At 72.3% G+C, this 24,430-nt stretch carries 19 protein-coding genes; 3 read left to right on the top strand and 16 right to left on the bottom strand.

Translation table 11 applies throughout. The annotated features are described in order from the left end of the window. Window positions 1–33 precede the first annotated feature (33 nt). The 7 genes from GWK25_RS16780 to GWK25_RS16750 all read right to left on the bottom strand — a co-directional run bounded on the left by GWK25_RS16780 (window position 34) and on the right by GWK25_RS16750 (window position 7,976). Window positions 34–822: a carbon-nitrogen hydrolase family protein gene (locus GWK25_RS16780; RefSeq protein ID WP_215451011.1), complete on the bottom strand. Its 789-nt coding sequence runs from the start codon at window positions 820–822 to the stop codon at window positions 34–36. 253 nt (window positions 823–1,075) lie between these two features. Next, entirely contained in the window at window positions 1,076–2,272 is a 1,197-nt protein-coding gene (locus tag GWK25_RS16775; protein WP_215451010.1) for an MFS transporter, read from the bottom strand. Window positions 2,273–2,445: 173 nt separating this feature from the next. After that, window positions 2,446–3,942: an HAD-IA family hydrolase gene (locus tag GWK25_RS16770; RefSeq protein ID WP_215451009.1), complete on the bottom strand. Its 1,497-nt coding sequence runs from the start codon at window positions 3,940–3,942 to the stop codon at window positions 2,446–2,448. A gap of 67 nt (window positions 3,943–4,009) precedes the next feature. Next, a complete protein-coding gene (locus GWK25_RS16765; protein WP_215451008.1) occupies window positions 4,010–5,083 on the bottom strand; it encodes an ABC transporter ATP-binding protein in 1,074 nt (357 codons plus the stop codon). A gap of 3 nt (window positions 5,084–5,086) precedes the next feature. Beyond that, window positions 5,087–5,935: an ABC transporter permease gene (locus GWK25_RS16760; protein WP_215451007.1), complete on the bottom strand. Its 849-nt coding sequence runs from the start codon at window positions 5,933–5,935 to the stop codon at window positions 5,087–5,089. Beyond that, window positions 5,923–6,825, bottom strand: a complete 903-nt coding sequence (locus tag GWK25_RS16755) for an ABC transporter permease subunit (protein ID WP_215451006.1) — start codon at window positions 6,823–6,825, stop codon at window positions 5,923–5,925. The genes GWK25_RS16760 and GWK25_RS16755 overlap by 13 nt, the downstream gene beginning before the upstream one ends. Further along, a complete protein-coding gene (locus tag GWK25_RS16750) occupies window positions 6,822–7,976 on the bottom strand; it encodes an ABC transporter substrate-binding protein (protein WP_215451005.1) in 1,155 nt (384 codons plus the stop codon). Before GWK25_RS16750 ends, GWK25_RS16755 begins: the two co-directional genes overlap by 4 nt. 227 nt (window positions 7,977–8,203) lie before the next feature. Here GWK25_RS16750 and GWK25_RS16745 point away from each other — a divergent pair, with 227 nt between their 5' ends. Next, complete coding sequence (locus GWK25_RS16745; protein WP_215451004.1) at window positions 8,204–8,944, top strand: GntR family transcriptional regulator; 741 nt, start codon at window positions 8,204–8,206, stop codon at window positions 8,942–8,944. Between the two features lie 93 nt (window positions 8,945–9,037). Here GWK25_RS16745 and GWK25_RS16740 read toward each other — a convergent pair whose 3' ends face one another. From GWK25_RS16740 to rpe, 5 genes are all read right to left on the bottom strand, one after another. Further along, entirely contained in the window at window positions 9,038–9,490 is a 453-nt protein-coding gene (locus tag GWK25_RS16740) for an Lrp/AsnC family transcriptional regulator (RefSeq protein ID WP_037701371.1), read from the bottom strand. A gap of 10 nt (window positions 9,491–9,500) precedes the next feature. Then, the gene (locus GWK25_RS16735) at window positions 9,501–10,967 is read right to left on the bottom strand and encodes an amino acid permease (RefSeq protein ID WP_215451003.1); all 1,467 of its coding nucleotides are present in this window, start codon (window positions 10,965–10,967) and stop codon (window positions 9,501–9,503) included. A gap of 355 nt (window positions 10,968–11,322) precedes the next feature. Further along, the gene (locus tag GWK25_RS16730; protein WP_184896420.1) at window positions 11,323–12,765 is read right to left on the bottom strand and encodes a GuaB1 family IMP dehydrogenase-related protein; all 1,443 of its coding nucleotides are present in this window, start codon (window positions 12,763–12,765) and stop codon (window positions 11,323–11,325) included. A 289-nt stretch (window positions 12,766–13,054) separates the two neighbouring features. Beyond that, complete coding sequence (locus tag GWK25_RS16725; RefSeq protein WP_215451002.1) at window positions 13,055–14,098, bottom strand: sugar-binding transcriptional regulator; 1,044 nt, start codon at window positions 14,096–14,098, stop codon at window positions 13,055–13,057. Window positions 14,099–14,257: 159 nt separating this feature from the next. Beyond that, on the bottom strand, window positions 14,258–14,944 hold the full coding sequence (gene rpe / locus GWK25_RS16720) for a ribulose-phosphate 3-epimerase (protein WP_215451001.1): 687 nt from the start codon (window positions 14,942–14,944) through the stop codon (window positions 14,258–14,260). 161 nt (window positions 14,945–15,105) lie between these two features. On the opposite strand from rpe, the gene GWK25_RS16715 reads away from it, so the two are divergent. Continuing rightward, window positions 15,106–17,256, top strand: a complete 2,151-nt coding sequence (locus GWK25_RS16715; protein ID WP_215451000.1) for an MMPL family transporter — start codon at window positions 15,106–15,108, stop codon at window positions 17,254–17,256. Between the two features lie 12 nt (window positions 17,257–17,268). Here GWK25_RS16715 and GWK25_RS16710 read toward each other — a convergent pair whose 3' ends face one another. Next, window positions 17,269–18,696, bottom strand: coding sequence for an RsmB/NOP family class I SAM-dependent RNA methyltransferase (locus tag GWK25_RS16710; protein ID WP_215450999.1), 1,428 nt, complete (start codon window positions 18,694–18,696; stop codon window positions 17,269–17,271). Window positions 18,697–18,835: 139 nt separating this feature from the next. Then, the gene (gene fmt, locus GWK25_RS16705; protein ID WP_215450998.1) at window positions 18,836–19,768 is read right to left on the bottom strand and encodes a methionyl-tRNA formyltransferase; all 933 of its coding nucleotides are present in this window, start codon (window positions 19,766–19,768) and stop codon (window positions 18,836–18,838) included. A 378-nt stretch (window positions 19,769–20,146) separates the two neighbouring features. On the opposite strand from fmt, the gene GWK25_RS16700 reads away from it, so the two are divergent. After that, window positions 20,147–20,716, top strand: coding sequence for a hypothetical protein (locus tag GWK25_RS16700; RefSeq protein WP_215450997.1), 570 nt, complete (start codon window positions 20,147–20,149; stop codon window positions 20,714–20,716). 79 nt (window positions 20,717–20,795) lie between these two features. Here the strand turns inward: GWK25_RS16700 and GWK25_RS16695 are convergent, their stop codons facing one another. Further along, the gene (locus GWK25_RS16695) at window positions 20,796–22,988 is read right to left on the bottom strand and encodes a primosomal protein N' (RefSeq protein WP_215450996.1); all 2,193 of its coding nucleotides are present in this window, start codon (window positions 22,986–22,988) and stop codon (window positions 20,796–20,798) included. A 186-nt stretch (window positions 22,989–23,174) separates the two neighbouring features. After that, window positions 23,175–24,383 carry a methionine adenosyltransferase gene (gene metK, locus GWK25_RS16690; protein WP_215450995.1) on the bottom strand — a complete coding sequence of 403 codons (1,209 nt, stop codon included), beginning with the start codon at window positions 24,381–24,383 and terminating at the stop codon, window positions 23,175–23,177. Window positions 24,384–24,430 lie beyond the last annotated feature (47 nt).

Raw genomic sequence — 24,430 nt, 5'->3', positions numbered from 1 at the left:
AAGCGGGTGTTCGGGGTGGGGCGGGGGCGGGGCTCAGACGAGGGAACCGTAGAGACCGGGGCGACGGTCCTGGAGATACGGGTTCGCCTCGCGGGAGGCCGCGACGAACGCGGGGTCGACGTCGGCGAGGACGAGGTCCTCCGCCCGTCCGGCGCGGGTGCGCGCGACCCCGTCCGGCCCGGCCAGCGTGGAGAGCCCGACGAACTCGAACTCCCCTTCGCGGCCGACCCGGTTGACGTAGGCGACGTACATCTGGTTCTCGAAGGCCCGCACCGGGATCATCGACTCGGCGACGAACTGGAAGGGATGCATCTGGGCCGTCGGCACCACCAGCAGATCGGTGCCGGCGAGCGCGTGGGCGCGGACGTTCTCCGGGAACTCCACGTCGTAGCAGATCAGGAGTCCGACGCGGAGCCCGCCCAGGTCGGCCTGGACGACGCTCCGCTCGCCGGGTGCGAAGTGGTCGCGTTCGAAGCAGCCGAAGAGATGGGTCTTGCGGTAGTTCGCCAGTCGGACGCCCTCGGCGGAGACGAGCTGCGCCGAGTTGAAGACCGTCTCACCGGCGCGCTCCGGGTAGCCGTAGACGATCGCGACGCCGTGGCGTCCCGCGATCTCGGCGACCGCGTCGGCCGAGTCGCCGTCGGCCGCCTCGGCGAGCCGCGCGATGTCGTCGCCGATCGCGTACCCCGTCAGGAACATCTCCGGCGTCACCACCAGCCCCGCCCCGGCGTCGGCGGCACACCGTGCTGCCTCGTCGAGCACCTTCAGGTTCCCGACGACCGAGCCGGGCAGACCGGAGCTCTGGAGCAGGGCGGTACGCATGCGTGTTCCTCACCGGGACAAAGGGGTGTTCGGGGGCCAGAAAGGGGGCCAGGAAGACGGTACGGTCGCCGCGCCGACCCGGACAAGCGGCGGCCATTGCGCACCGGTGGACGATTCATTGCGTGGGCGCCGGGCCGCACGACGATTCGTTGCGCGCCTGAGAAAGGACGCAACCCGGGCCCCTCCAGGGGCGCGGGGAGCTGCGCGAGCAGCCACCACAGCCGCAGCCGCCCACGCACCCCACGCCCCACCCCTACGTGCCTCTCCGCACCACCAGCACACCCGCCGTCACGAGATACGGCACCGCGAACACGGCGAACACCGCCCCGTGCGCGTGCCCCACCGCGAGCGCGGCGTACGCGGCGAAGACGGCGACCGTCGCCGTCTCGGTCCCCATGCTCGCGACGGACGTCACCGTCGCCCGCCGAGCCCCGTCGATCCGGTCCTGCAACCGCGCGTCGGCCAGCACGTTGACCAGCTGGAAGCCCCCGAAGGCGACGGCCACCAGCCCGATGCCGGCCGGCGTCCCCAGCAGCGCCCCCACGGCCAGCGCGACCGCCGAGCCCGCGAGCACCGCCCCCAGCCGGGCCGTGCCCCACCGCTCCCCCACGCCGGTCAGCAGGCTGCCGATCGCCGGCCCCACCCAGATCACCAGCAGCAGGTACGGAACCGTCTGCTCGGCCACCCCGGTGTCCCGGACCAGCAGCGGCGTGTACTCGTCGAGCGCGCCCCAGACCGCCCCGACGGCCGGCACGAGAAGCAGCGCGCCCCGTACGGACCGGTCCCGGCGGACCTCGGTGAGCCCCGCCCGCAGGGTGGCGAGGGTGGAGGCGTGCTTCGGCCCGGGCACCGCTTCCCGGTGTTCGGGGAAACGCGTGGCCGTCACCGAGGTCAGCACACAGGCCAGGATGCTCGCCGCGCCCACGGCCTGGTAACCGCCGAGGTCGAGGACCGGGCCGGCCAGCCCCATCGCGGCCATCACGGCGACCATGCCGACCGCCTGGGCCCGGCCGACGACCCGCGCGTAGCGGTCGGCCGCGCCCAGCCGGTCGAGCTCGTCGTAGACGAGCGCCTCCAGCGCACCGGAACCGAGCGCGCCGCGCACTCCCCACAGGACGAACCCGAGGGCGAAGGCCCAGTACGAGGGAACGATCACCCACAGGGCGAAGCCGGCGGCGGTGAGCAGCGGCCCCACCCACAGCAGCAGTCGCCGGGAGACGGCGTCGGCCCAGGCACCGGACGGCACCTCCAGCACGATCCCGGTCACGGACCACAGGGCGAACAGGGAGGAGATCTGCCAGATCGACAGGCCGGTGTCGCTGAACAGCAGCGCGTACACCGGGTAGAGCAGCACGAATTCGTCGAGGAACGCGTAGGCGTACAGCGTGGCCGTGAGCCGGCGGACACCGGTGGTCGCGTCACCGGGCGCACGCGCGGGTGAGAGAGTCATGAGGCCTTCCCGAGGGAGCGGATCGGACGTCGTCGGTACGGCGTCCGAGGCGGTCCTCGGGAGGCGTGGCCGGTGGATCAATGTCGCCAGGTCATGGCATCGATGCTATCCCGGCCGCACCTTCCGGCCCAGGGGTTATCGGGATCGCGCCCACCGCCCGGCTCCGGCTACGACTACGGCTCCGGCTCCGGCTCCAGCTCCAGGTCCAGCTCCAGTGCGAACGTGGTGATCACCGCGGCGTGGTCCGACGGCCAGTCGTTGTCCTCGACGTCCGGCCACGGGCGGGGGGTGCCGCTGACATGGGTCCGGGAGTCGAGCACCGCCAGGCCACGGTGCAGCACGAAGTCGATCCGGTCCTGCGGCTCGGGCCGGCCGCTGCCGTCCTCGTGCTCGGTGTGGATCGGCGACCAGGTGTGGCCGGGCTCCCGCACGGGGTCGGGGTGGGCCTCTCGGTAGGAGTCGCGCAGTCCCCTCGCCTCGGCGGCCCTGGTGACCGGCCAGTCGACGTCCGGCCGGTCGAGGTGCGAGGGGCTGTTGAAGTCACCGACCAGTACGACGGGCACGGCGGGCGCGGTGTCGTCGATCCGGCGCAGGCAGTCCCGCAGCTGGGCCAGCCGCACCTCCTCGTGGGCGATCAGCTCCGCGGCCTCCAGCCCGTCGAACGCGGCCTCGTAGGGCCCGTAGGGCTGGTAGTCGAGGTGGACCGTCCAGATGTCGACCTCGGCGCCGGAGTCGGTCCTGATCCGGACGCCGGCGGCCCCGTAGAAGCCGACGTCCGGGTCGCCGAGGCGGGCCGTGATCGGGTGGCGGCTGATGATGCCGAGGTTGTCGCCGGCCCGGTGGTGGTGCCAGCCGAGGGCGTCGGCGAGTTCCTGGGCGGCGGTGCCGTACGTCTCCTGGAGGCCGACCACGTCGACACCGGTCTCGGTGATCACCTTGAGCTGCTTGGCGCGATGGTCGCGGACCTTGGTGCCGCCGTACCAGAGGTTCCAGGTCATCACCCGCAGGGCGGGGCCGTCGGGCGCGACCAGCAGCCGCAGGCTCGCCGGGGTCACGGCCTCCAGGCTCTCCCGTACGGAGCGGCCCGGGGCCTCCTCGATGGGGGCGAGCGAGGGAACGGCGAGGACCACGCACCCGGCGGCCTCGGCCGAGGTGACCCCGGTGCTGGTGTCCTCGACGGCGACGCAGGCGGCGGGGTCGACGCCCAGGGCTCGGCAGGCGGCGAGGTAGGGGTCGGGAGCGGGCTTGGTGTGCTCGGTGTCGTCGGCGGTGACGGAGACGGCGAACAGGTCGCGGCCGAGGACGTCCAGGACGGTGTCGGCGACGGCACGCGGCGACGCGGTGACCAGGGCGGTGGGGACACCCTCGCGGGCCAGGGCCCGCAGCAGCTCCAGCGCGCCCGGACGGGGCACGATCCCGGTGCGGACCCGGTCGGCGAACTCCCGGTGCAGCTCGGCGGCGAGCGCGCCGGCGTCGGCGCCGGTGAGGGCGGCCAGCCAGCCGGCGGTGTGCTCGACGGGACGGCCCAGTACGTCCGGCTGGTCGGCCTCGGTCAGCGCGCGTCCGAGGCCGGCGGCCACCTCTGCCACCGCCTCCCACCACAGCCGCTCGGTGTCGACGAGCGTGCCGTCCATGTCGAACAGGGCGGCCTGGAGCGGAGATCGGGACACGGGACTCTCTTTCCGTGGGGGTGTGGCGGGACTGCGGGGTCCCGCCGTGGGGGCGGGTGCCCGTGTCTCAGCGGGTGGGCCGGGCCGCGAGGAGTACCGGCCGTTCGGGGAGGGTGACGGTCACGGAGCTTCCGGCGCCGAGGGCCGCCGCCTCGTGGGTGGGCAGGTCGGCCTTGACCTCGATGCCGTCGGCGAACCGTACGGTGAGGCGGGTGGCGGCGCCGAGGAACGCGGTCGCGACGACCCGGGCGTCCCCGGTGTCGTCCGCCCGTACGCCGACCGCCTCCGGCCGTACCAGGACGTCGACGTCCGCGGCGTCCGGGGCGGTGCCGTCCACGGGGAGCCGCCGGCCGAGGACCTCGACGGTGGTGCCGTCGAGCCGGCCCGGGATCCGGCTCATCGTGCCGACGAACTCGGCGACGAAGGCGGTGGCCGGGCGGCCGTACAACTCCACCGGGGTGGCGCACTGTTCGAGGCGGCCGGCGTGCATCACCGCGACCCGGTCCGCCATGGACAGGGCCTCCTCCTGGTCGTGCGTCACGAAGAGGGTGGTGATGCCCAGCTCCTGCTGGAGGCGGCGGATCTCCTCGCGGAGGGTGAGCCGCACCTTGGCGTCGAGGGCGGAGAGCGGTTCGTCGAGCAGCAGCACACGGGGGCGCAGGGCGAGCGCCCGGGCGAGGGCCACGCGCTGCTGCTGGCCGCCGGAGAGCTGGTGGGGGTACTGGGCGCCCTTGTCGGCGAGGCCCACGAGATCGAGCAACTCGGCTGCGCGGGACCGCCGTTCGGCCGTGCGCACCTTGCGCATGCGCAGGCCGAAGGCCACGTTGTCGAGGGCGCTGAGGTGCGGGAAGAGGCTGTACGACTGGAAGACCATCCCGGCGTCGCGCCGGTGGGCCGGGACGCGGGTGACGTCCTCCCCGTCGACGAGCACCTCGCCGGCGTCTGGGTGCTCGAAGCCCGCGAGCATCCGCAGGGCGGTGGTCTTGCCGCAGCCGGAGGGGCCGAGCAGGGCGAGCAGTTCGCCGGGGCGGACGGTCAGGTCGAGGCCGTCGAGGGCGACGGTGGCGCCGAACTCCCGTCGCAGGCCCCGGAATTCGACGGTGGCGGCGGTGTCGGTCGCGGTCTTCTCAAGCACGGTCATGGTTCATCCCCGGGAGGCGGAAGCGGTTCGGGTACGTCCGCCGAAGGAGGCGAGCGCGAGGAGCATGGCCCAGGTGACGAGCAGACTGAGCACCGAGACGGCCACGGACAGCTGGGCCTGCGAGCCGCTGACGTTGACGATCCACACGGCGAACGGCCGGAAGCCCAGCAGTTGGGCGACGGTGAACTCGCCGAGCACGAGCGCCAGGGTGAGGAAGGCGGAGTTGAGCAGTGCCCCGCGCAGATTGGGCAGTACGGCCCGCACGAGCGCCTGGGGCCAGCTCGCCCCGCAGCTGCGGGCGGCCTCCACGAGGGTGCGGACGTCCATGGCGCGCAGCCCCGCGTCCAGCGCCCGGTACACGAAGGGCAGCGCCATCACGACGTAGGCGAGGACCAGCACCACGGGGAAGTCGGGGTTCTGGACCGCGACGAAGGTCTGGAACAGCGGGGTCCTGGAGAGGTGTTCGGGACCCCACTTGAGCACGGTGCCGAGGCCGGCGACGAACGCGATCGGCGGCACCACCAGCGGCAGGGCGCACACCACCTCGACGACGGGCCGCAGTCTGGGGGCGCCGAGCCGCAGCGCGACCATGGCGGGCACCATCAGCAGCAGCACGACGGCGATGGTCGCGGCGGCCAGCTCCAGCGAGAGCAGCAGACTGGTCACGAAGCCGTCGGTGCTCAGGATCCGCGTGTAGGCGTCGAAGGTGACGCCCTCGCCGGGCACGTCGACCGTGAAGATCACGGAGGCGGCGAGCGGGACGAGGAAGTACAGCCCGGCGCAGGCGAACACCAGCGGACGCCACAGGGCCGGGCGGCGCGACGCCGGTCGTGCCGGGTTCAGGCCAGCCATCGCGCACTCCGTCGTTGCAGGGGCAGGTAGACGGCCATGACCAGTCCGGCGATCAGGACCATGTCGAGACTGAGGGCGAGCGCCACGTTCTCCTGGCCGACCAGGACGTTGCCGGAGATGGCGTCGGCGATCTGCAGGGTGACCAGCGGGATGGAGCTGCCCACCATGGCCGCGGCGGTGGCGTACGCGGCGAAGGCGCTGCCGAAGAGCAGCACCAGCCCGCCGAGCAGTGAGGGCGCGAGCACGGGCAGGGCCACGTGGATCCAGTACTGGAGGCCGGTGGCGCCGTTGTTCTGGGCGGCCTCCCGCCACTGGACGCGCAGCCCGTCGAGGGCGGGGGTGATGGTGAGGACCATCAGCGGTATCAGGAAGTACAGGTAGACGATGACCAGGCCCCAGAAGCTGTAGAGGTCCCAGCCCTTGTCCGTGAGGCCCAACTGCCGGGTCAGCACACCGGAGTTGCCGAGGGTGGCGACGAACGCGAAGGCGAGCGGGACTCCGCCGAAGTTGGCGAGCACCCCGGAGGCGGTGAGCACGGCTTCGCGCAGCGCCGGGAAACGGGAGGTCACCACGGCCTGGGCGAGCGGCAGCCCAAGGACGGCGGCGAGGCCCGCCGAGACGGCGGAGAGTTTCACACTGCCGAGCATGGCCGTGAGGTAGGCCCCCTGCACGGAGGCCGTCATGTTCGCCGTGGTGTACGTCGCGGCGCCCGTGGCCGGGTCCTTGACGGTGAACGCGCCGTTCAGCATGGCGGCGGCGGGCAGTCCGAAGGCGATCGCGACGAACGCCAGCAGCGGGAGCACGGCGAGCCAGCCGCCGGGGCGTGGCCGCCGCTTCACGGAAGCGGCGGCCACGAGTGGCGGGTCGGCCTCGGTGACGACGGCGGTCACCCGGAGACCGCCTTGGCCCAGCCCTGCGCGAGGGCGTCCTTGGCCTTGGTCTGCTGCTCCTCGGTCGGGAACTCGGGGGTGCCCGACACCTTCGGCAGCTTGGCGGCGGCCGTCTCGTCCAGCGTGCCGGCCTTCTCCATGGCGGGCATCAGGGCCGGGCGGGCGTAGCCGGCGAGCCAGAGGTTCTGGCCCTCGGCGCTGTAGAGGTACTCCTGCCAGAGCCGGGCGGTGGCGGGGTGCGGGGCGTCCTTGTTGATGGCCTGGGAGTAGTACTGCGAGAACTTGCCGTCCTCCGGGACGACGACCTTCCAGTCGACGCCCTTGGACTTGAACTCGTCGGCGTACCCGGCGTTCAGGTAGTCCCAGTCGATGCTGATGGGCGTCTCGCCCTTCTCGACGGTCGCGGGGGTCGACTCGACGGGCGTGTAGTTGCCGTTCTTCTTCAGCTTGGCGAAGAAGTCGAGGCCGGGCTGGATGTCGTCGAACGAACCGCCGCTCGCGAGCGAGGCCGCCCAGACGCCGCCGAACGCCGAACCGGACTTGGTGGGGTTGCCGTTGAGGGCGACCTGGCCCTTGTACTTCGGCTCCAGCAGGTCGGCGAAGGTCTCCGGGCACTCCTTGACCCGCTTGGCGTCGCACCCGATGGATATGTAGCCGCCGTAGTCGTTGTACCACTGGCCCTTCGGGTCCTTCTGGCCCTCGGGGATGTCGTCGAACGCGGCCACCTTGTAGGGCGCGAGCAGCCCCTGCTGGGCGGCGCTGATGGCGAAGGAGCTGCCGAGGTCGAGCACGTCGGGCGCGCGGTCCTGTCCCTTGCGCGAGGTGACGGCGTTGATCTCGTCCTGGCTGGCGCCGTCCGGGTTCTCCACCTCGATCTTGATGCCGTACTTCTTCTCGAAGCCGTCGATCAGCGCGCCGTAGTTGGCCCAGTCACGGGGCAGGGCGATCGCGTTGAGCTTGCCCTCCTTCTTGGCCGCCTCGATCAGCGCGTCCATGCCGCCGAAGTCCTCGGCCGAGGTCGCGGTGGCCGCGCTCTTGCCGTCGGCGGTGGTGGTGCTCTCGGGGGCCGCGCCACAGGCGCTGAGGGTGAGTGCGGCGGCGACGGCGAGGCTGCCGCCGAATACGGCGGTTCTCGGCAGGAAGAGGTTCACGAGCTCTCCAGGGGTACGCGCAGGGACGATCTGGGTGGAGCACTTGTCTGAACAAGTTGGCCTCATTAGGTCCGCGCTTCATATCACGCACGTAAACAGCGGCGAAATACTCGTGCACGTTTTCCCGCACAATCCCTGCCCGGAGGCCGCATTCGGCACCCCCTTCCCCACCTCGTTAGGCTGGTCGTGCTGCGCACAGCGGGCGACCGGACGAGCGGAGGGGGACCATGGCGGCGCGACACGAGGAGATCGCCGAGGCACTGCGGCGGGCGATCGACCGTGAGGAGTACACGGTGGGCAGTCTGCTGCCGCCGGAGACCGAACTCGCGGCCCGCTACGGCGTCTCACGCGGCACGGTCCGCCAGGCCGTGGCGACCCTGACCGCCGAGGGCCTCATCGGCTCACGCCAGGGCGCCCGCCGGGTGGTCCTGGCCGGCCGCCGCAGCCAGAGCTTCGCCGAGCTGCGCAGCTTCGCCCAGTGGGCGCGCGCGATGGGCCGCGAGGCCACGGGCCGGGTGATCACGCAGGAGTACCGGACGGCCACCGCCGAGGACCGTGTGCGCCTCCAGCTCGCCCCGGGCGCGCAGGTCCTGCACGTGCTGCGGGTGCGCGGCCTCGACGGGCAGCCGGTCCTGCTGGAGCGCACGGTCTACGCCGACTGGATCTCCCCGGCCGTCGAGTCCATCGAGGAGGACTGCCCCTCGGTGACCCAGCGCCTGCTCGACGACACGGGCCTGGTCTTCGCCTACGGGGAGCACGTCATCGACGCCGTGGCGGCCGGCGCCCGGGACGCCGAGCTGCTCACCGTGCGCCGTACCAGCCCTCTCCTGCGGGTCCGGCGGGTCACCACCACCCGCGAGGGCCGCCCGGTGGAGTGGTCCGACGACCGCTACCGCCCGGACGCGGTGAGCTTCAGCATCCACAACTCGATCGGCAACAACGCACTGGCGAGGAAGACCGCCGAGTAACTGGAAACCCCCGGCCCCCTCAGGGGCGCGGGGAACTGCGCGAACAACCCCCACGCACCCGCACCCGCCGACGAACCGCCCACCCCCGAGCTCTCAGGCGGGCGCCCCGGAAGAAAACCGCCGCAGCAAGGGGGAAAGGACGAGCACCGACTTGGTCCGCTCGACGAACGGCTCCCCGGCGATCCGCTCCAACACCCGCTCGAAGTGCCGCATATCGGAAGCGAACACCTGCACCACGGCATCGGCCTCACCGGTGACCGTCGACGCGGCCACCACCTCCTGGTACCGCTCCAGTCCCCGTTGGATCGTCTCCGGCGAGGTGTTGCGCCGGCAGTAGATCTCGACGAACCCCTCGGTCTCCCAGCCGAGCGCGGCGGGGTCCACCCGGACGGTGAATCCGGTGATCGCCCCGGTCGCCCGCAGCCGGTCCACCCGCCGCTTCACCGCGGGCGCGGAGAGCCCCACGAGTTGGCCGATGTCGGAGTAGGAGCGGCGGGCGTCCTCGGCGAGGGCGTGCACGATGCGTTCGTCGAGATCGTTCAGCACTGCGGGTGGATCACTTCTCTGGAGTCGCGAGACGGGAACGGCGATAGCCGTAACTGAAGTAGAACACGAGCCCGGCGGCCATCCAGACCCCGAAGACCACCCAGGTCACGGTGTCGAGGCTGCCCATCATCCAGACGCAGAAGGCGAATCCCAGTGCGGGCAGCACCGGCGACAGCGGCACCCGGAAGGTCCGCGGCATCTCGGGCCGCGTCCGCCGCAGCACCACGACCGCCACGTTGACCAGGGCGAACGCGAACAACGTACCGATGCTGGTCGCGTCGGCGAGCTGTCCCAGCGGGACGGCGGCGGCGAGGACACCGCAGAACAGGGACACGATCACGGTGTTCACACGGGGCGTCCCGGTCTTCGGATGGACCCGCGAGAACACCTTGGGCACGAGCCCGTCGCGTGACATGGCGAACAGGATGCGGGTCTGCCCGTACAGCACGGTGAGGACCACGCTCGCGATGGCGATGACGGCACCGGCCGCCAGCAGCGTGCCCCAGAACGCGTCCCCGGTGACGTCCTTCATGATCCCGGCGAGCGCGGCCTCGGACTCGCCGAACCCCTCCCAGGGCCGCGCCCCGATCGCGACGGCGGCGACCAGCACGTACAGCGCGGTGACGACGACCAGCGACAGCATGATGGCGCGCGGCAGGTCGCGCTGTGCGTTCTTCGCCTCCTCACCGGCGGTCGAGGCCGCGTCGAACCCGATGTACGAGAAGAAGAGCGTGGCCCCGGCCGCGCTGACGCCCGCCATGCCGAGCGGCATGAAGTTCTCGTAGTTGCCGGACCGGAAGCCCTGGAGGCCGATGAGGCAGAAGAGCAGCAGGGCGGCGATCTTCACCACGACCATGATCGTGTTGGCGCGGGCCGACTCCCGGGCGCCGCCCAGCAGGAAGGCCATCGCCAGCAGGACGACGATCAGCGCCGGCAGGTTGAAGATGCCCCCGTCGCCGGGCGGCGCGGACAGCGCGGCCGGGATGGTCACGCCGATCGTCCCGTCCAGCAGCTCGTTGAGGTACTCGCCCCAGCCGACGGCGACGGCGGACACCGACACCCCGTACTCCAGCACCAGACACCAGCCGCAGACCCAGGCGACCAGCTCACCCATCGTTGCGTACGCATACGAGTAGGAGGACCCGGAGACCGGGATGGTGCCGGCCAGCTCCGCGTAGGACAGCGCCGAGAACAGCGCCGTGAGACCCGCGATCACGAAGGAGAGGGTGACGGCGGGACCGGCCTTGGGGACGGCCTCGCCGAGGACGACGAAGATACCGGTGCCGAGCGTGGCACCGATGCTGATCATCGTCAGCTGCCACAGACCGAGGGACCGCCGCAGCGACCCTCCCTCGCCCTGGCCGCCCTCCGCGACCAGGCGTTCCACGGGCTTGCGGCGCATCAGCCCCGCCGTGAGGCCTATGGAGGGCGGGGCGGACCGATTCTCATGCTGCGGGGGTGCGCCTTGGTCGAGCACGCGTGGCTCCTTCATCGCTGCCGGTCAGGGCGGGTGAGGACCGACAGCACCGAACAGCAGGGGGCCACCGAGCAGGAGGTCCCCGCCACGCCACGTACAGCGCATGACCCTATGGGCCAGGGCTTTACATGCGTAATGCGGCAACCTTGCGCGCCGACGCAAGATCGTTGCGTTGCTCACGGGTGCGTGAAGCTTCGTTGCGCGGCCCGTTCAGGCCGTTGCGCGCACTCTTGGGAAGAGGGGAAACGGCAGCATGGTCAGGGGCGCGGGGAACTGCGCGAACAACCACACAGAACCCGCACCCGCCAACCCACAGCTCCCCCGAGCTCCCGGGCGCCGCGCCACGCCCGAACCCCTAACTCCAGCTGGCGTGCAACGGCTTCCCCTCCGCGTACCCCGCAGCGCTCTGCACCCCGACGACCGCACGCTCGGCGAACTCCTCCAACGACCCGGCCCCCGCGTAGGTGCAGGAGGACCGCACCCCCGCGATCACCGAGTCGATCAGGTCCTCGACCCCCGGCCGCGCCGGGTCCAGGAACATCCGCGACGTCGAGATGCCCTCCTCGAACAGCGCCTTGCGCGCCCGGTCGTAGGCCGACTCCTCGCTCGTCCGGTTGCGGACGGCCCGCGCGGACGCCATCCCGAACGACTCCTTGTACAGCCGCCCGCCGGCGTCCTGCTGGAGGTCGCCGGGCGACTCGTACGTCCCCGCGAACCACGACCCGATCATCACGTTGGACGCGCCCGCGGCCAGCGCCATGGCGACATCGCGGGGGTGGCGCACACCGCCGTCGGCCCACACGTGCTTGCCGTACTTCTTCGCCTCGGCCGCGCACTCCAGGACGGCGGAGAACTGCGGCCGCCCGACCCCGGTCATCATGCGGGTCGTGCACATCGCGCCGGGCCCGACACCGACCTTGATGATGTCCGCGCCGGCCTCGATCAGGTCCCGCACGCCCTCGGCGGCCACGATGTTGCCCGCCACGATCGGCACCCGGGGGTCGAGATCGCGCACCAGCTTGATCGCGTTGATCATCGACTCCTGGTGGCCGTGCGCGGTGTCGATGACGAGCGTGTCGACGCCCGCGTCGAGCAACTGCTTGGCCTTGCCCACGAAGTCGCCGTTGACGCCGACGGCGGCGGCGACCCTCAGCTTGCCGTTCGCGTCGACGGCGGGGCTGTACAGCGTGGCGCGGAGAGCGCCCTTGCGGGTGAGGATGCCCGCGAGACGGCCGTCCCGGTCGACAGCGGGCGCGTACCGGCGGTTGGCCGCGTCGAGCCGGTTGAAGGCCTCACGGGGGTCGATGTCGGCGTCGAGGAGCAACAGGTCCCGGGACATGACGACTTCGAGCTGGGTGAAGCGGTCGACACCGGTGAGATCCGTGTCGGTGACGACGCCGACGGGCCGGAGCCCCTCGTCGACGACGACGCCCGCGTTGTGCGCGCGCTTCGGCAGCAGGGCCAGCGCGTCGGCGACCGTCTGGTGGGGGTTGAGCACGATCGGGGTGTCGAGGACGAGGTGGCGGCTCTTCACCCAGGAGATGACGTCGGTGACGACCTCGATCGGGATGTCCTGCGGGATGACCACCAGGCCACCGCGGCGGGCGACCGTCTCGGCCATCCGGCGGCCGGCGATGGCGGTCATGTTGGCGACGACGAGCGGGATGGTGGTGCCCGTGCCGTCCGGGGAGGCCAGGTCCACGCCCTGCCGCGATCCGACGGCGCTACGGCTCGGGACCATGAAGACGTCGTCGTACGTCAGGTCGTACGCGGGCTGGATGTCATTGAGGAAACGCACGTGCCGCACATCCCAGTCGATCAGAGGTGACCCCCTGACAGGACCGCCAGGGGGAAGAGCACGTACCTCATTGTCCCATGTCGGCGGGTATGAGCGGCCCCGACGGATCGTCCAGAGGGGCGGTGGGGGTCCTGGGAGGATCCTCCGAAGGCGCAGTCTCCGCATCCCGTGTCTCATCGAGGGCCGCCCGCCCCGACAGGGGCGCGGGGAACTGCGCGACCAGCCACAGGAGCCGCGGCGATCCCCCGGCCCAAGTCCCCACTCACCCTTCCCCCGGCCCGGCGGAGCGCTACACCCCGTCCGGGTCCGCCCGGTTGAGCGCCGGACGCGGCGTCTGGCCGGCCGTCAGCAGAGAGTCCGCTGCCGAGGTGTCGGTGACGAGGCTGGTCACCAGCCCCGAACGCAGGACGGCGTCGATCGCGGCCGCCTTGCGCTGCCCGCCCGCGATCGCGACGACCTCGGGGATACGGCGGAGCTGGTCGGCCTTGACCGTGATGCACCGCTCGCCGAGGTCGCGCCCGACCCGGCGGCCGTCGGCGTCGAAGAGGTGCGCCGACATCTCGGCGGCGACCCCGAGGGAGGCGTAGTGCCCCCGCTCCTCGTCGCTGAGCATGTCGTGCACGGTGGAGATGCCCGCCTCCCAGGAGCCGATGGAGACACAGGCGACCGTGACCTTGTCGAAGTACTCGAAGGCCCGTGCGATCCCGGTCTGGTGGCGCAGCGCGGCCGCGGTGGCCGCGTCCGGCAGCAGCATCGGCGCGTAGATGGGGTGGGCGTCGCCGCCGGACACCTGGGCGGCCCGCCGGACCGCCTCCACCGAGCCGCGCTCGGCGGTCCCTGCGTCGTACACGCCCGTCAGCTGCACCACCGTGCAGGGCGGCAGCCGGTCCAGGGCGGCCGCCATGTGGATGGTGGAGCGGCCCCAGGCGAGGCCGAGGACATCGCCCTCGTTGACCAGTTCACCGAGCAGGTCCGCGGCGACCTCGCCGAGGTTCTCCGGGTCGGGGGACTCCTCGGCGTCGGCCGGGGACTCGACGACCACGGCGTGCCGCAGGCCGTACCGGGCCCGCAGCGCGTCGGAACGCTCCGCGTCCAGCTCCGCCGGGACACGGATCTCGATCCGTACGAGATCCCGCTCGAGGGCGGTCTCCAGGACCCGGGCCACCTTGAAGCGGCTCACGCCGAACTCCTCGGCGATCTGGATCTTGGACTTGCCCTCGAGGTAGAAACGGCGTGCCATGGCCGCCGCCTGAACCAGCTCAGCGGGTCCCATCCGCATGGCTGACCGGCCCGCCGACATACCCGACACGGTCATCTCCTCACTGCTCTTCACACATGGATACGCCGTTCATCCTTGCAGATCCGACGTTTTCGATCAGCCCGAAGGAACGCCGTTCACGTTTCCTTGGCCCTCTGGACGCACGACGTGCCCCGCCGGCCTCGGCGTTCGCCCGGGTGTTCCTCCGTAATTCAGTGGCCGCAGGCCCGGTGTTCAGTGGCCGCAGGCCCAGCCCGCGGTCGCCGTCGCGGCCTCCGCCTGGGCCCGCAGCGCCCGGACCGCCTCGGCCGGGTCCTGTGCGCCGTAGACCGCGGAACCGGCGACGAAGACGTCCGCGCCGGCCTCGGCGCAGCGCTCGATGGTGGACGCGGCGACCCCGCCGTCGACCTGGAGCCACAGGTCGAGGCCGTGCTTGCTGATCAACTCGCGGGTCCGGCGGATCTTCGGGAGCATGATGTCGAGAAAGGCCTGGCCTCCGAAGCCCGGTTCGACCGTCATGATCAGCACCATGTCGAGTTCGGGCAGCAGGTCCTCGAACGGCTCGATCGGCGTCGCCGGCTTGAGCGCCATGGAGGCCCTGGCACCCTTGGCCCGGATCTCGCGGGCGAGCCGCACCGGTGCGGCGGCCGCCTCCACGTGGAAGGTGACGGAACCGGCACCCGCTTCCACGTACTGGGGCGCCCACCGATCGGGGGCCTCGATCATCAGATGGCAGTCCAGCGGCGTCTCCGTCGCACGGGCCAGGGATTCTACGACCGGCACACCGAGCGTGAGGTTCGGGACGAAATGGTTGTCCATCACGTCTACATGGAGCCAGTCGGCTCCCTCGACCGCCTTCGCCTCGTCGGCGAGACGGGCGAAGTCGGCGGACAGGATGCTGGGGTTGATCTGCGCGGCCATGGGCCAAGACTGTCATGCCCTCCAGGGGTTGCGGGCATCGGTCCGGGGTGTAGACCGTGGTTCGTCGGCCGCGGGCCCGTCCTGGTCGCTCGCGCCGGCGCGGCGCAGCCGCAGATGTCACCGTCCCGCGCCCCTGACAGGGCGCGGTCGTGGAGGTCGGTATGACAGGGAACCGCGGCATCGGGCACCTCGTCTGCGGGCGGCGGGCCAAGTGGGTCGTACTGGGGCTGTGGCTGGTGGTGCTGTTCGTGGTCGCGTCGTTCGCCACGAAGCTCACCGACGCCCAGGACAACGACGCCGCCTCCTGGCTGCCGGGCTCGGCCGAGTCCACCCAGGTGCTGGAGATCTCGGAGGGCTTCCGCCCCGAGCAGATCCCGGCCGTGGTCGTGTACGCCCGGGAGAGCGGGCTGACCGCCGAGGACCGGGCGACGATCGAGGCGGACGTACGGGAGCTCAAGCAGCTGACCGCCCACAAGATCATCGGCGACCAGACCCGTGGCCCCGTCTACGACCGCGCGGTCGACCCGAGGGCCGCCCAGGTCTACGTCCCGATCACGATGGACGAAAAGGGCTGGGAGCGGATCGCGCCGGCGGTCGACTCGATCCGCGAGGACGTGGGTGAGGGCGGCGACGGGCTCGCCGTGCACATCACGGGTCCGGGCGGCACGTCCGCCGACTTCTCCGAGGCGTTCGAGGGCATCGACTCAACGCTGCTGCTCTCGGCGATGGCCGTCGTCATCGTGATGCTGCTGCTCACCTACCGCAGTCCGACCCTCATCCTGGTGCCGCTCCTCGCGGTCATCGCGGCCCTGTTCACGGCCCAGGCCCTGATCTACCTGCTCGCGGAACACGCCGGCTTGACCGTGAACGGCCAGAGCGCGGGCATCCTCACCGTTCTCGTCTTCGGCGCGGGCACCGACTACGCCCTGCTGCTCGTGGCCCGCTACCGCGAGGAACTGCGCCGTCACGAGGACCGCCACGAGGCGATGGCCCTCGCCCTGCACCGGGCGGGCCCGGCGGTGCTGGCGTCCGGCGCGACGGTCGTGCTGAGCATGCTCGTGCTGCTGGCCGCCGAGATGAACTCCACGAGCGGGCTGGGCCCGGTGGCGGCCATCGGTGTCGCGGTCGCCCTGCTCGCGATGATGACGCTGTTCCCCGCCCTGTTGGTGATCTTCGGCCGCTGGATCTTCTGGCCGGTGATCCCGCACCTCGGCAGCCCCGACCCGACCGAGCGGGGTGTGTGGGCCCGGATGGGCCGCCGTTTCTCCCGCCGCCCCCGCACGGTCTGGGTGGCGACGGCCGCCGCCCTCGCACTGTGCTCACTCGGTCTGATCCAACTGCGCGCGGAAGGCATCAGCAACGCGGACGCCTTCACCGGCAAACCGGACTCGATCGTCGGCCAGGAGGTATCCGCGCGCTACTTCCCCGCGGGCAGCGGCGATCCGCTCGTGATCATCAGCAACCAGGAGCAGGCGCGGGAGGTGGGCCGGGTCGTCGCCGACACGGAAGGCGTCGTGCCGGACTCGCTCGGCCTGCCGCCCGGCACGAAACCCGCCCACGAGGGCCGGGTCCTCTTCGAGGCGACCATGTCCGACCCGGCCGACAGCGAGGCGGCGAAGGAGACCGTGGAGCGGGTCCGGGACGCCGTGCACGCGGTGCCGGACGCCGACGCCCAGGTGGGCGGCGGCACGGCGGCCCTGCTGGACATGGACGAGGCGACCACCCACGACAACATCCTGATCATCCCGCTGGTGCTGGTCGTGGTCCTGCTGATCCTCTGTGCCCTGCTCCGCGCCCTGATCGCCCCGCTGCTGCTGATCGGGACGGTGATCCTCTCCTTCGCCGCCGCGCTGGGCATCAGCGCGCTCGCCTTCAGACACCTCTTCGACTACGCCGGTGAGTCGACCGACTTCCCCCTGTTCGTCTTCGTGTTCCTGGTCGCCCTGGGCATCGACTACAACATCTTCCTGACCACCCGCATCCGCGAGGAGGCCACCCACCAGGGCACCCGCAAAGCCGTGGTGACCGGCCTGGCGACGACCGGCGCGGTGATCACCTCGGCCGGCCTGGTCCTCGCCGGCACCTTCGCCGCCCTCGGCACGCTCCCCATGGTCGCCTTCGCCGAGATCGGCTTCGCGGTCGCTCTGGGCGTGCTCCTGGACACCTTCGTCGTCCGCTCCGTGCTGGTCACGGCGCTGTTCCTGGACGTAGGCCCGAAGGTGTGGTGGCCGCACCGGCTGGCCCGGGAGGACGGCGGAGCACCGCCGCCGCCGCAGGAACCGGTGGGCAGCGCCGCGGGGCCGGACGGCTGACGGGGCGGAGCGTCACGCGACCCGGCGGATGAGGGCCAGGTACATGGCGTCCGTCCCGTGCAGATGGGGCCACAGCTGGACGTCGGGGCCCTCGCCCAGTGCCGGTACGCCCTCAAGCAGGGGCCGCGCGTCGATCAGATCGGCCGCGTCGCCGTAACTCTTGAGCACGTCGTCGACGACCGCGCGGGTCTCGGCGAGATGCGGCGAGCAGGTCGCGTAGCCGACGACTCCGCCGACCCGCACGGACTCCAGCGCGGTCCGCAGCAGCGCCCGCTGGAGCGGGGCGAACCCGTCCAGGTCCTCGGGCCGCCGTCGCCAACGGGCCTCGGGGCGCCGCCGCAGGGCCCCCAGCCCCGTGCAGGGCACGTCCATCAGCACCCGGTCGAACGCCCCGGGCCGCCAGGGCGGGCGGGTGCCGTCGGCGGCGATCACCTGGTACGGGCCTGGATTGCCGTCCAGTGCCTTGGCGACCAGCCCGGCCCGGTGCGGCTGCTTCTCGGAGGCGAGCAGCACGGCCCCGCGCTCGGCGGCGAGGGCGGCCAGCAGCGCGGCCTTGCCGCCGGGCCCGGCGCACCCGTCGAGCCATGCCTTGTCGGGACCCTCCAAGGGCGCGTTGGCGAGCGCGAGCGCCACCAACTGGCTGCCCTCGTCCTGCACCCCCGCGCGGCCTTCCCGCACGGCGTCCACGGCACCCGGCTCCCCGCCCTCGGAGAGCCGCACGGCGTACGGCGACCAGCGCCCCGCCACCGCGGACTCCTCCCGGAGCAGTTCCTCGGCGGTGGACCGTCCGGGCCGGGCGACGAGCGTGACCTCGGGCCGCTCGTTGTCGGCCTCCAACAGCTCCTCGATCCCGGAGCGCCCGCCGCCGAGGGAGTCCCACAGGGCGGAGACGACCCAGCGAGGGTGCGAGTGCACGACCGCGAGGTGGTCCTCAGGGTCGTCCTCGTAGGGCGGCGCGACCCGCTCCAGCCAGCCGTCGAGGTCGTGCCGCGCCACCTTGCGCAGCACGGCGTTCACGAACTTGGCCCGTCCGTCGCCGAGCACGACACGCGCGAGGTCGACGGAGGCGGACACGGCGGCGTGCGTGGGGATCCGGGTGCCCAGCAGCTGGTGCACACCGAGGCTGAGCACGTCGAGCACCGGCGGGTCGACCTCACGCAACGGCCGGTCGACGCACTCCGCGATGACCGCGTCGTACGTCCCCTGCCGCCGCAGCGTCCCGTACACCAGCTCGGTCGCCAGCGCCGCGTCCCGCCCGTCGAACTTGTCGGGCCCCTCCTTCTCCCGCGCCCGGCGCAGCAGCGGCGGCAGAACGAGGTTCGCGTACGCGTCCCGTTCGTCCACGGCCCGGAGCGCCTCGAAGGCGAGCATACGGACGGGGTCCTTCTGGGGACGGCGGTACGGCTTGCCCGGCTTGCCCGGACGGGACTGCTCACTCACGAAAAAGGTGCTCCGGATACGGGACGAGACATCACGGCCAGGGTACGCCGCGGGGGCGGACCACCGAGCGGCGGCCGCGGAGACCTGCGGTCAGGGCGGCCACCGGCCCGGCGGAATCGAGAATCGGAATCCGAGTCGCTCAGACTCCGACCGACTCACCGGATTCGATCCGCACCCCGCGCGCCCAGTCGGCGGCCCGCATCGGCTTCTTGCCCTGCGCCTGCACCCAGAGCAGTTCGACGGCGTACGACCCGGTCCCGACGTACACGTTGTTCTTGCCGACTTCGAGCGCGCCCGGAGCGAGTTCGGTCCGCTCGGGCACCGGCGCGACGTGGACGAGCTTCAGCCGCTCCCCGCGGAACGTCGTCCACGCGCCCGGCGCGGGCGTGCAGCCGCGCACGACCCGGTCGACGCGCAGCGCGGGGGTGGCCCAGTCGATCCGGGCGTCCTCCACGGTGATCTTCGGGGCGAGGGTGATCCCGTCGGCGGGCTGGGGCACGGCCTTCAGGGTGCCGTCCTCGATCCCGTCCATCGTGGCGGCGAGCAGCCCGGAGCCGGCGAAGGCGAGCCGGGTCAGCAGGTCCCCGCTCGTGTCGGTCGGCCGGATCTCCTCGGTGACCGTTCCGTACACCGGCCCGGAGTCGAGCCCCTCCTCGATCAGGAAGGTGGACGCGCCCGTGATCTCGTCACCCGCCATGATCGAATGCTGCACCGGAGCGGCGCCCCGCCAGGCGGGCAGCAGGGAGAAGTGCAGGTTGACCCAGCCGTGGACGGGCACGTCGAGGGCGACCCGGGGCAGCAGGGCCCCGTAGGCGACGACGGGGCAGCAGTCGGGCGCGATCTCCCGGAGCCGCGCGAGAAACGCCTCGTCCCGGGGCCGGTGAGGCTTCAGCACCTCGATGCCGGCCTCCTCCGCCCGCTGCGCCACCGGGCTCGCGACCAGGCGCCGCCCCCGCCCCGCCGGAGCGTCCGGCCGCGTCACGACCGCGGCCACCTCATGCCTCCCCGACGCGATCAAGGCGTCCAAGGCGGGAACAGCGACCTCTGGGGTACCGGCGAAGACGAGCTTCATGGATGTCTGACGGCCTCTCGGACGAAAGTTCGTACGCCCCCACGCGACAACGCGGGACAACAGCCCAGTCTATGTTCCGCCCCACACAGACCTCCCACCCAACCACCCGACGGGCCGCAGCCACCGACGGCGTGGCACCCCCACGAGAGAGCTGTACTCCTCCACCAAGGAGTAACGGGCGCTGCGCAGGTGGGAGAACAAGGCCCAAGCCCAGCGCCAGCGGGGGCGCACCCCCACCCACGCGCCCTACGCATATGCCCCCACGCCCCCACCCCGTTACCAGCGGAGCGAATTCGCGTTGGTCAAGAAAGAGTTGACCGATACGCGCCGCATTCGCGGCACCTCCCCTTTTCCAACGCCGGTTCGAGAGGCTTGTTCATGGCCGACCACGCAACCCACGACGCCCAGGCTCGGGCCAGCCTGCACTTGCTGGTGCGGGACATCGAGCGGGTCCGCCGGCAGGTGGACGCACTGCGCACCCTCACCGCCCAGTTGGGCAACGTCTACCGCCCGCGCCGCTCCGGCCCCTCCACGGGCTTCGTCGTCTACGGACGCGCCCCCGCCCCGACCGTCCGCCTCGCCCAGGAGCTGCGGGACAGTGTCGAGACCCTCGTCACGGCAGCCGTGGACTTCGACCGCTCGCTCGGTTTCTCATGGGACGCGGTGGGCTCGGCCCTCGGGGTCACCAAGCAGGCCGTACACCGCCGTTACGGCGCCCGTCGTGCCGCCGCGCAGGCCGCCGCCGAGGCGGAACGCACGGGGGAACCCCAGGGCACCCGCACCGTCAACGTCGGCTCCGGCATCCCCACGGTCCCGGCGGCCCGCTCGATGCCCGCTCCCCTGCCCGCCCCGGTGCCCGCGCACATGCCGACGCAGCCGACAGCGGGCAGCCCCACCCTCCGCGAGGACGTGAGACCCACGGCATTCCCCGGCCCTCGCAACGGCTGACCCGCCCCGACGTCTGCCTCCCGGTCTCCGACCGACCGGGAGGCAGACCCATGCCGGAGCTGCCCAGCCCCCGTACCGCTCACCCGATGTCCAACGGATCCACCCGGATCCGCACACGCGCCCCTTCGTTCACCCCGCGCGCCATCCGCGCCGCCTGCGCACTCTTCAACGCACCGGCCAGCGCCGCCCCGCTCCCCGGCGGTACCCGGATCAGCGCCCGCTCCCACGGCTCCCCCGGTGCCGGCACCCCGGCCCGCCGCGCCCTTCCCGCACCTGCCGCAGGCCCGGCGCTCGCCCCGGGAACCGGCGGTCCCGCCACGGGCACAGGCCCCAACACCTCCGCGTCCGAAGGCAGTTCGACAGCGGTCAGGAAATCGGACACCGCCTGGGCCGGGCCGGACACGGCGGCCATCCGTGACACCGGGGGGAACCCCAGCTCGGCCCGTTCGGCGAGTTCCCGCACCGCGTGCCCCACCGGATCCCACCGCACGAGCGCCTGCACGGGCCGCAGCGTCGGCTCGGCCACCACGACGACCGTGCCACCGTCCCCCTGGTTCCGCACGAGCGCCGCCGCGCCGATCCAGCGTCGCAGCGCGTCCTCCCCGGCCCGCAGATCCGGCCGCCCCAGCATCGCCCAGCCGTCGAGCAGCAGGGCAGCCGCGTACCCGCCCTCCGCGACCGGCTCGGCCCCGGGCGTACTCACCACCAGCGCGGGCGTCCCCGGCACGGTGTCGAGCACCTGCTCCCGGCCGGAGGTCCGCACGGGCACGGCGGGAAAGGCCCGCCCCAGCTCCTCGGCGGTCCGCCGCGCCCCCACGACCTGTGCCCGAAGCCGGTGCCCACCGCACTCGGGGCAGTGCCAGCCGGCCTCCTCACGCCCGCACCATCCGCACCGCAGCGCACCGGAGTCGTCCCGCGCCTGAAGCGGTCCCGCGCAGTGCCGGCACCGCGCGGGTTCACGGCAGCGCGCGCAGGCCATCCGCGGCACATATCCGCGCCGGGGCACCTGCACCAGCACGGGACCGTCCCGCAATCCGTCCCGCGCGACCTGCCAGGCCAGACTCGGCAACCGCGCCGCCCGAGCGGCCTCGTCCCGTGCGAGGTCCGCGTCCCCCACGGTCCGCACCAGCGGCGCGGTGGCCCGCACCTGCTCCCGCCCGGCCGCGATCGGCGCGGCCCAGCCACTCTCGACGAGCTGGGCGGCCTCGACCGTGCAACTCCAACTCCCCAGCAGGAAGCCGCACTTGTCGCGGGACGCCCGCAGCTCCAGCACCTCCCGCACATGCGGGAACGGGGCGTTGTCGTCGCTGTGACTCGCGTCGCCGTCGTCCCATACGACGACCAGCCCGAGGTCCCGCACCGGTGCGAACATGGCCGCCCGGGTCCCCACCACAGCCCGTACGGCCCCCCGCCGCACGGCCAGCCACTCCCGGTACCGCCTCTCCTGCCCGGCGTCGGCGGTCAGCAGCGCGTGCCGCCCCTCCCCCAGCAGCCGTCCGAGCGCCTCGTCGACCCGCGCGGCGGGCCGCCCGGCCGGTACGACCACGAGCGCCCCACGCCCCGACGCCAGCGTCGCCTGCACGGCCCGCGCGATCTCCTCGGCCCACTCCGGCCCCGGCAACGCGGTCCACACGGCCCGGGGGGCGCCGCCGTCGGCCAGCGCCCGCAGGAACTCCCTCCCCCGTCCGTACCGCAGCCACGACCCCGGCTCGGGTGCGGGCAGCGGGGACGCCGGCTCGCCCATCCGCACCGCCTCCGCCCGACCGTGCCGAGGCGGAACGGCCAGCTGCAGCACATCGGCGAGGCTCCCCGCGTACCGGTCCGCCACGGCCCTCGCCAGCCCCAACAGCTCGGGCCCCAGCACCGGTTCCGGGGAGACGACCTGCGCGAGCGCGGCCAGCGGCCCGGAGTAGTCCGACTCGGCGACCCGCTCGACGAGAAAGCCGTCGATCAGCGAGCCGCCCTCCCGTCGCCCTTCGCGGACGTTGCGCCCCCCGGCGCCGAACCGCACCCGCACCCGCACGCCCGGCTGGGCGGCCTCGTCCAGCTCCTCCGGCACCGCGTAGTCGAAGTACCGGTCGAGATGCAGCACGCCCTTGTCGACCAGCACCCGGGCGACCGGCAGTTCCTTCGCCAGCGCCGCCCCCCGCCAGGTCCGCGGTTTCGCCCGCGGCACCTTGGCCCTGCGCACGGCCTCCCGGACGAGAGCCAGCTGCTCCGGCTCGCCGTCCCCCGCCGCGCCCCCGCCCCTCGTACCGTCCTCGCTGCTCACACGCCCATCCTCCCAAACCCCACTGACAGCCGACGCCGCCCGGGAGCGCGCGAGACGGCGCTCGGACCGTCCGAGGCGGGCGGGGCGGTCCGGCGGCCGCGGGGTCGGGGAACGCGACGAGGCCCGGCACCCCCGAAGGAGTGCCGGGCCTCGTCGGAGAACCGGAGAAGTGCCGAGCCGGAGGGCTCAGAGACCCGCGGCCTTGCGCAGTTCCTCGACGCGGTCCGTGCGCTCCCAGGTGAACTCGGGGAGTTCGCGGCCGAAGTGGCCGTACGCGGCGGTCTGACCGTAGATCGGGCGCAGCAGGTCGAGGTCACGGATGATGGCCGCCGGGCGGAGGTCGAAGACCTCGTCGATGGCCTTCTCGATCCGGTCGGTGTCGACCTTGGCGGTGCCGAAGGTCTCCACGAAGAGACCGACGGGCTCGGCCTTGCCGATGGCGTACGCCACCTGGACCTCGCAGCGGGAGGCGAGGCCGGCCGCGACCACGTTCTTGGCGACCCAGCGCATCGCGTACGCCGCCGACCGGTCGACCTTGGACGGGTCCTTGCCCGAGAAGGCACCGCCACCGTGACGGGCCATGCCGCCGTAGGTGTCGATGATGATCTTGCGGCCGGTCAGGCCGGCGTCACCCATCGGACCGCCGATCTCGAAGCGGCCGGTCGGGTTGACCAGCAGGCGGTAGCCCTCGGTGTCCAGCTTGATGCCGTCGTCCAGGAGGGCCTTCAGCTCCGGCTCCACCACGAACTCGCGGATGTCCGGGGCCAGCAGGGACTCCAGGTCGATGTCGCTGGCGTGCTGGGAGGAGACCACGACCGTGTCCAGCCGGACCGCCTTGTCACCGTCGTACTCGATGGTGACCTGGGTCTTGCCGTCAGGACGGAGGTAGGGGATGGTGCCGTTCTTGCGGACCTCGGACAGGCGCTTCGACAGACGGTGCGCCAGGAAGATCGGGAGCGGCATCAGCGTCGGCGTCTCGTCCGACGCGTAGCCGAACATCAGGCCCTGGTCGCCCGCACCCTGCTTGTCCAGCTCGTCCTCGTCGCCCTCGACCCGGGACTCGTACGCCGTGTCCACACCCTGCGCGATGTCCGGGGACTGCGCGCCGATCGACACCGACACACCGCAGGAGGCGCCGTCGAAGCCCTTCTTCGACGAGTCGTAGCCGATGTTCAGGATGGTGTCGCGCACCAGCTGGGCGATCGGCGCGTACGCCTTGGTCGTGACCTCGCCGGCCACGTGCACCAGGCCGGTCGTGATGAGCGTCTCCACGGCGACGCGGGACGTGGGGTCCTCGCGCAGGAGCGCATCGAGAATGGCATCGCTGATCTGATCGGCGATCTTGTCGGGGTGACCCTCGGTCACGGACTCCGAGGTGAACAGACGACGGGACACAACGCTCCCTGTGGTTGCAGCGGCTGCTGGCTGATCATTGTCGGACG

It is taken from the genome of Streptomyces sp. ATCC 21386 (assembly GCF_018728545.1).
In the GTDB taxonomy this organism is placed as follows: Bacteria; Actinomycetota; Actinomycetes; order Streptomycetales; family Streptomycetaceae; genus Streptomyces.
Note: the sequence above shows the minus strand (reverse complement) of the source record. Positions and strands in the feature narration are given on the sequence as shown.

Bases quoted from the DNA above. Each gene is read 5' to 3' on its own strand.
- GWK25_RS16780 (WP_215451011.1), bottom strand. From the start codon at position 822: ATGCGTACCGCCCTGCTCCAGAGCTCCGGTCTGCCCGGCTCGGTCGTC.
- GWK25_RS16765 (WP_215451008.1), bottom strand. From the start codon at position 5,083: ATGACCGTGCTTGAGAAGACCGCGACCGACACCGCCGCCACCGTCGAA.
- GWK25_RS16760 (WP_215451007.1), bottom strand. From the start codon at position 5,935: ATGGCTGGCCTGAACCCGGCACGACCGGCGTCGCGCCGCCCGGCCCTG.
- GWK25_RS16715 (WP_215451000.1), top strand. From the start codon at position 15,106: ATGACAGGGAACCGCGGCATCGGGCACCTCGTCTGCGGGCGGCGGGCC.
- GWK25_RS16745 (WP_215451004.1), top strand. From the start codon at position 8,204: ATGGCGGCGCGACACGAGGAGATCGCCGAGGCACTGCGGCGGGCGATC.
- GWK25_RS16775 (WP_215451010.1), bottom strand. From the start codon at position 2,272: ATGACTCTCTCACCCGCGCGTGCGCCCGGTGACGCGACCACCGGTGTC.
- rpe (WP_215451001.1), bottom strand. From the start codon at position 14,944: ATGGCCGCGCAGATCAACCCCAGCATCCTGTCCGCCGACTTCGCCCGT.
- fmt (WP_215450998.1), bottom strand. From the start codon at position 19,768: ATGAAGCTCGTCTTCGCCGGTACCCCAGAGGTCGCTGTTCCCGCCTTG.
- GWK25_RS16700 (WP_215450997.1), top strand. From the start codon at position 20,147: ATGGCCGACCACGCAACCCACGACGCCCAGGCTCGGGCCAGCCTGCAC.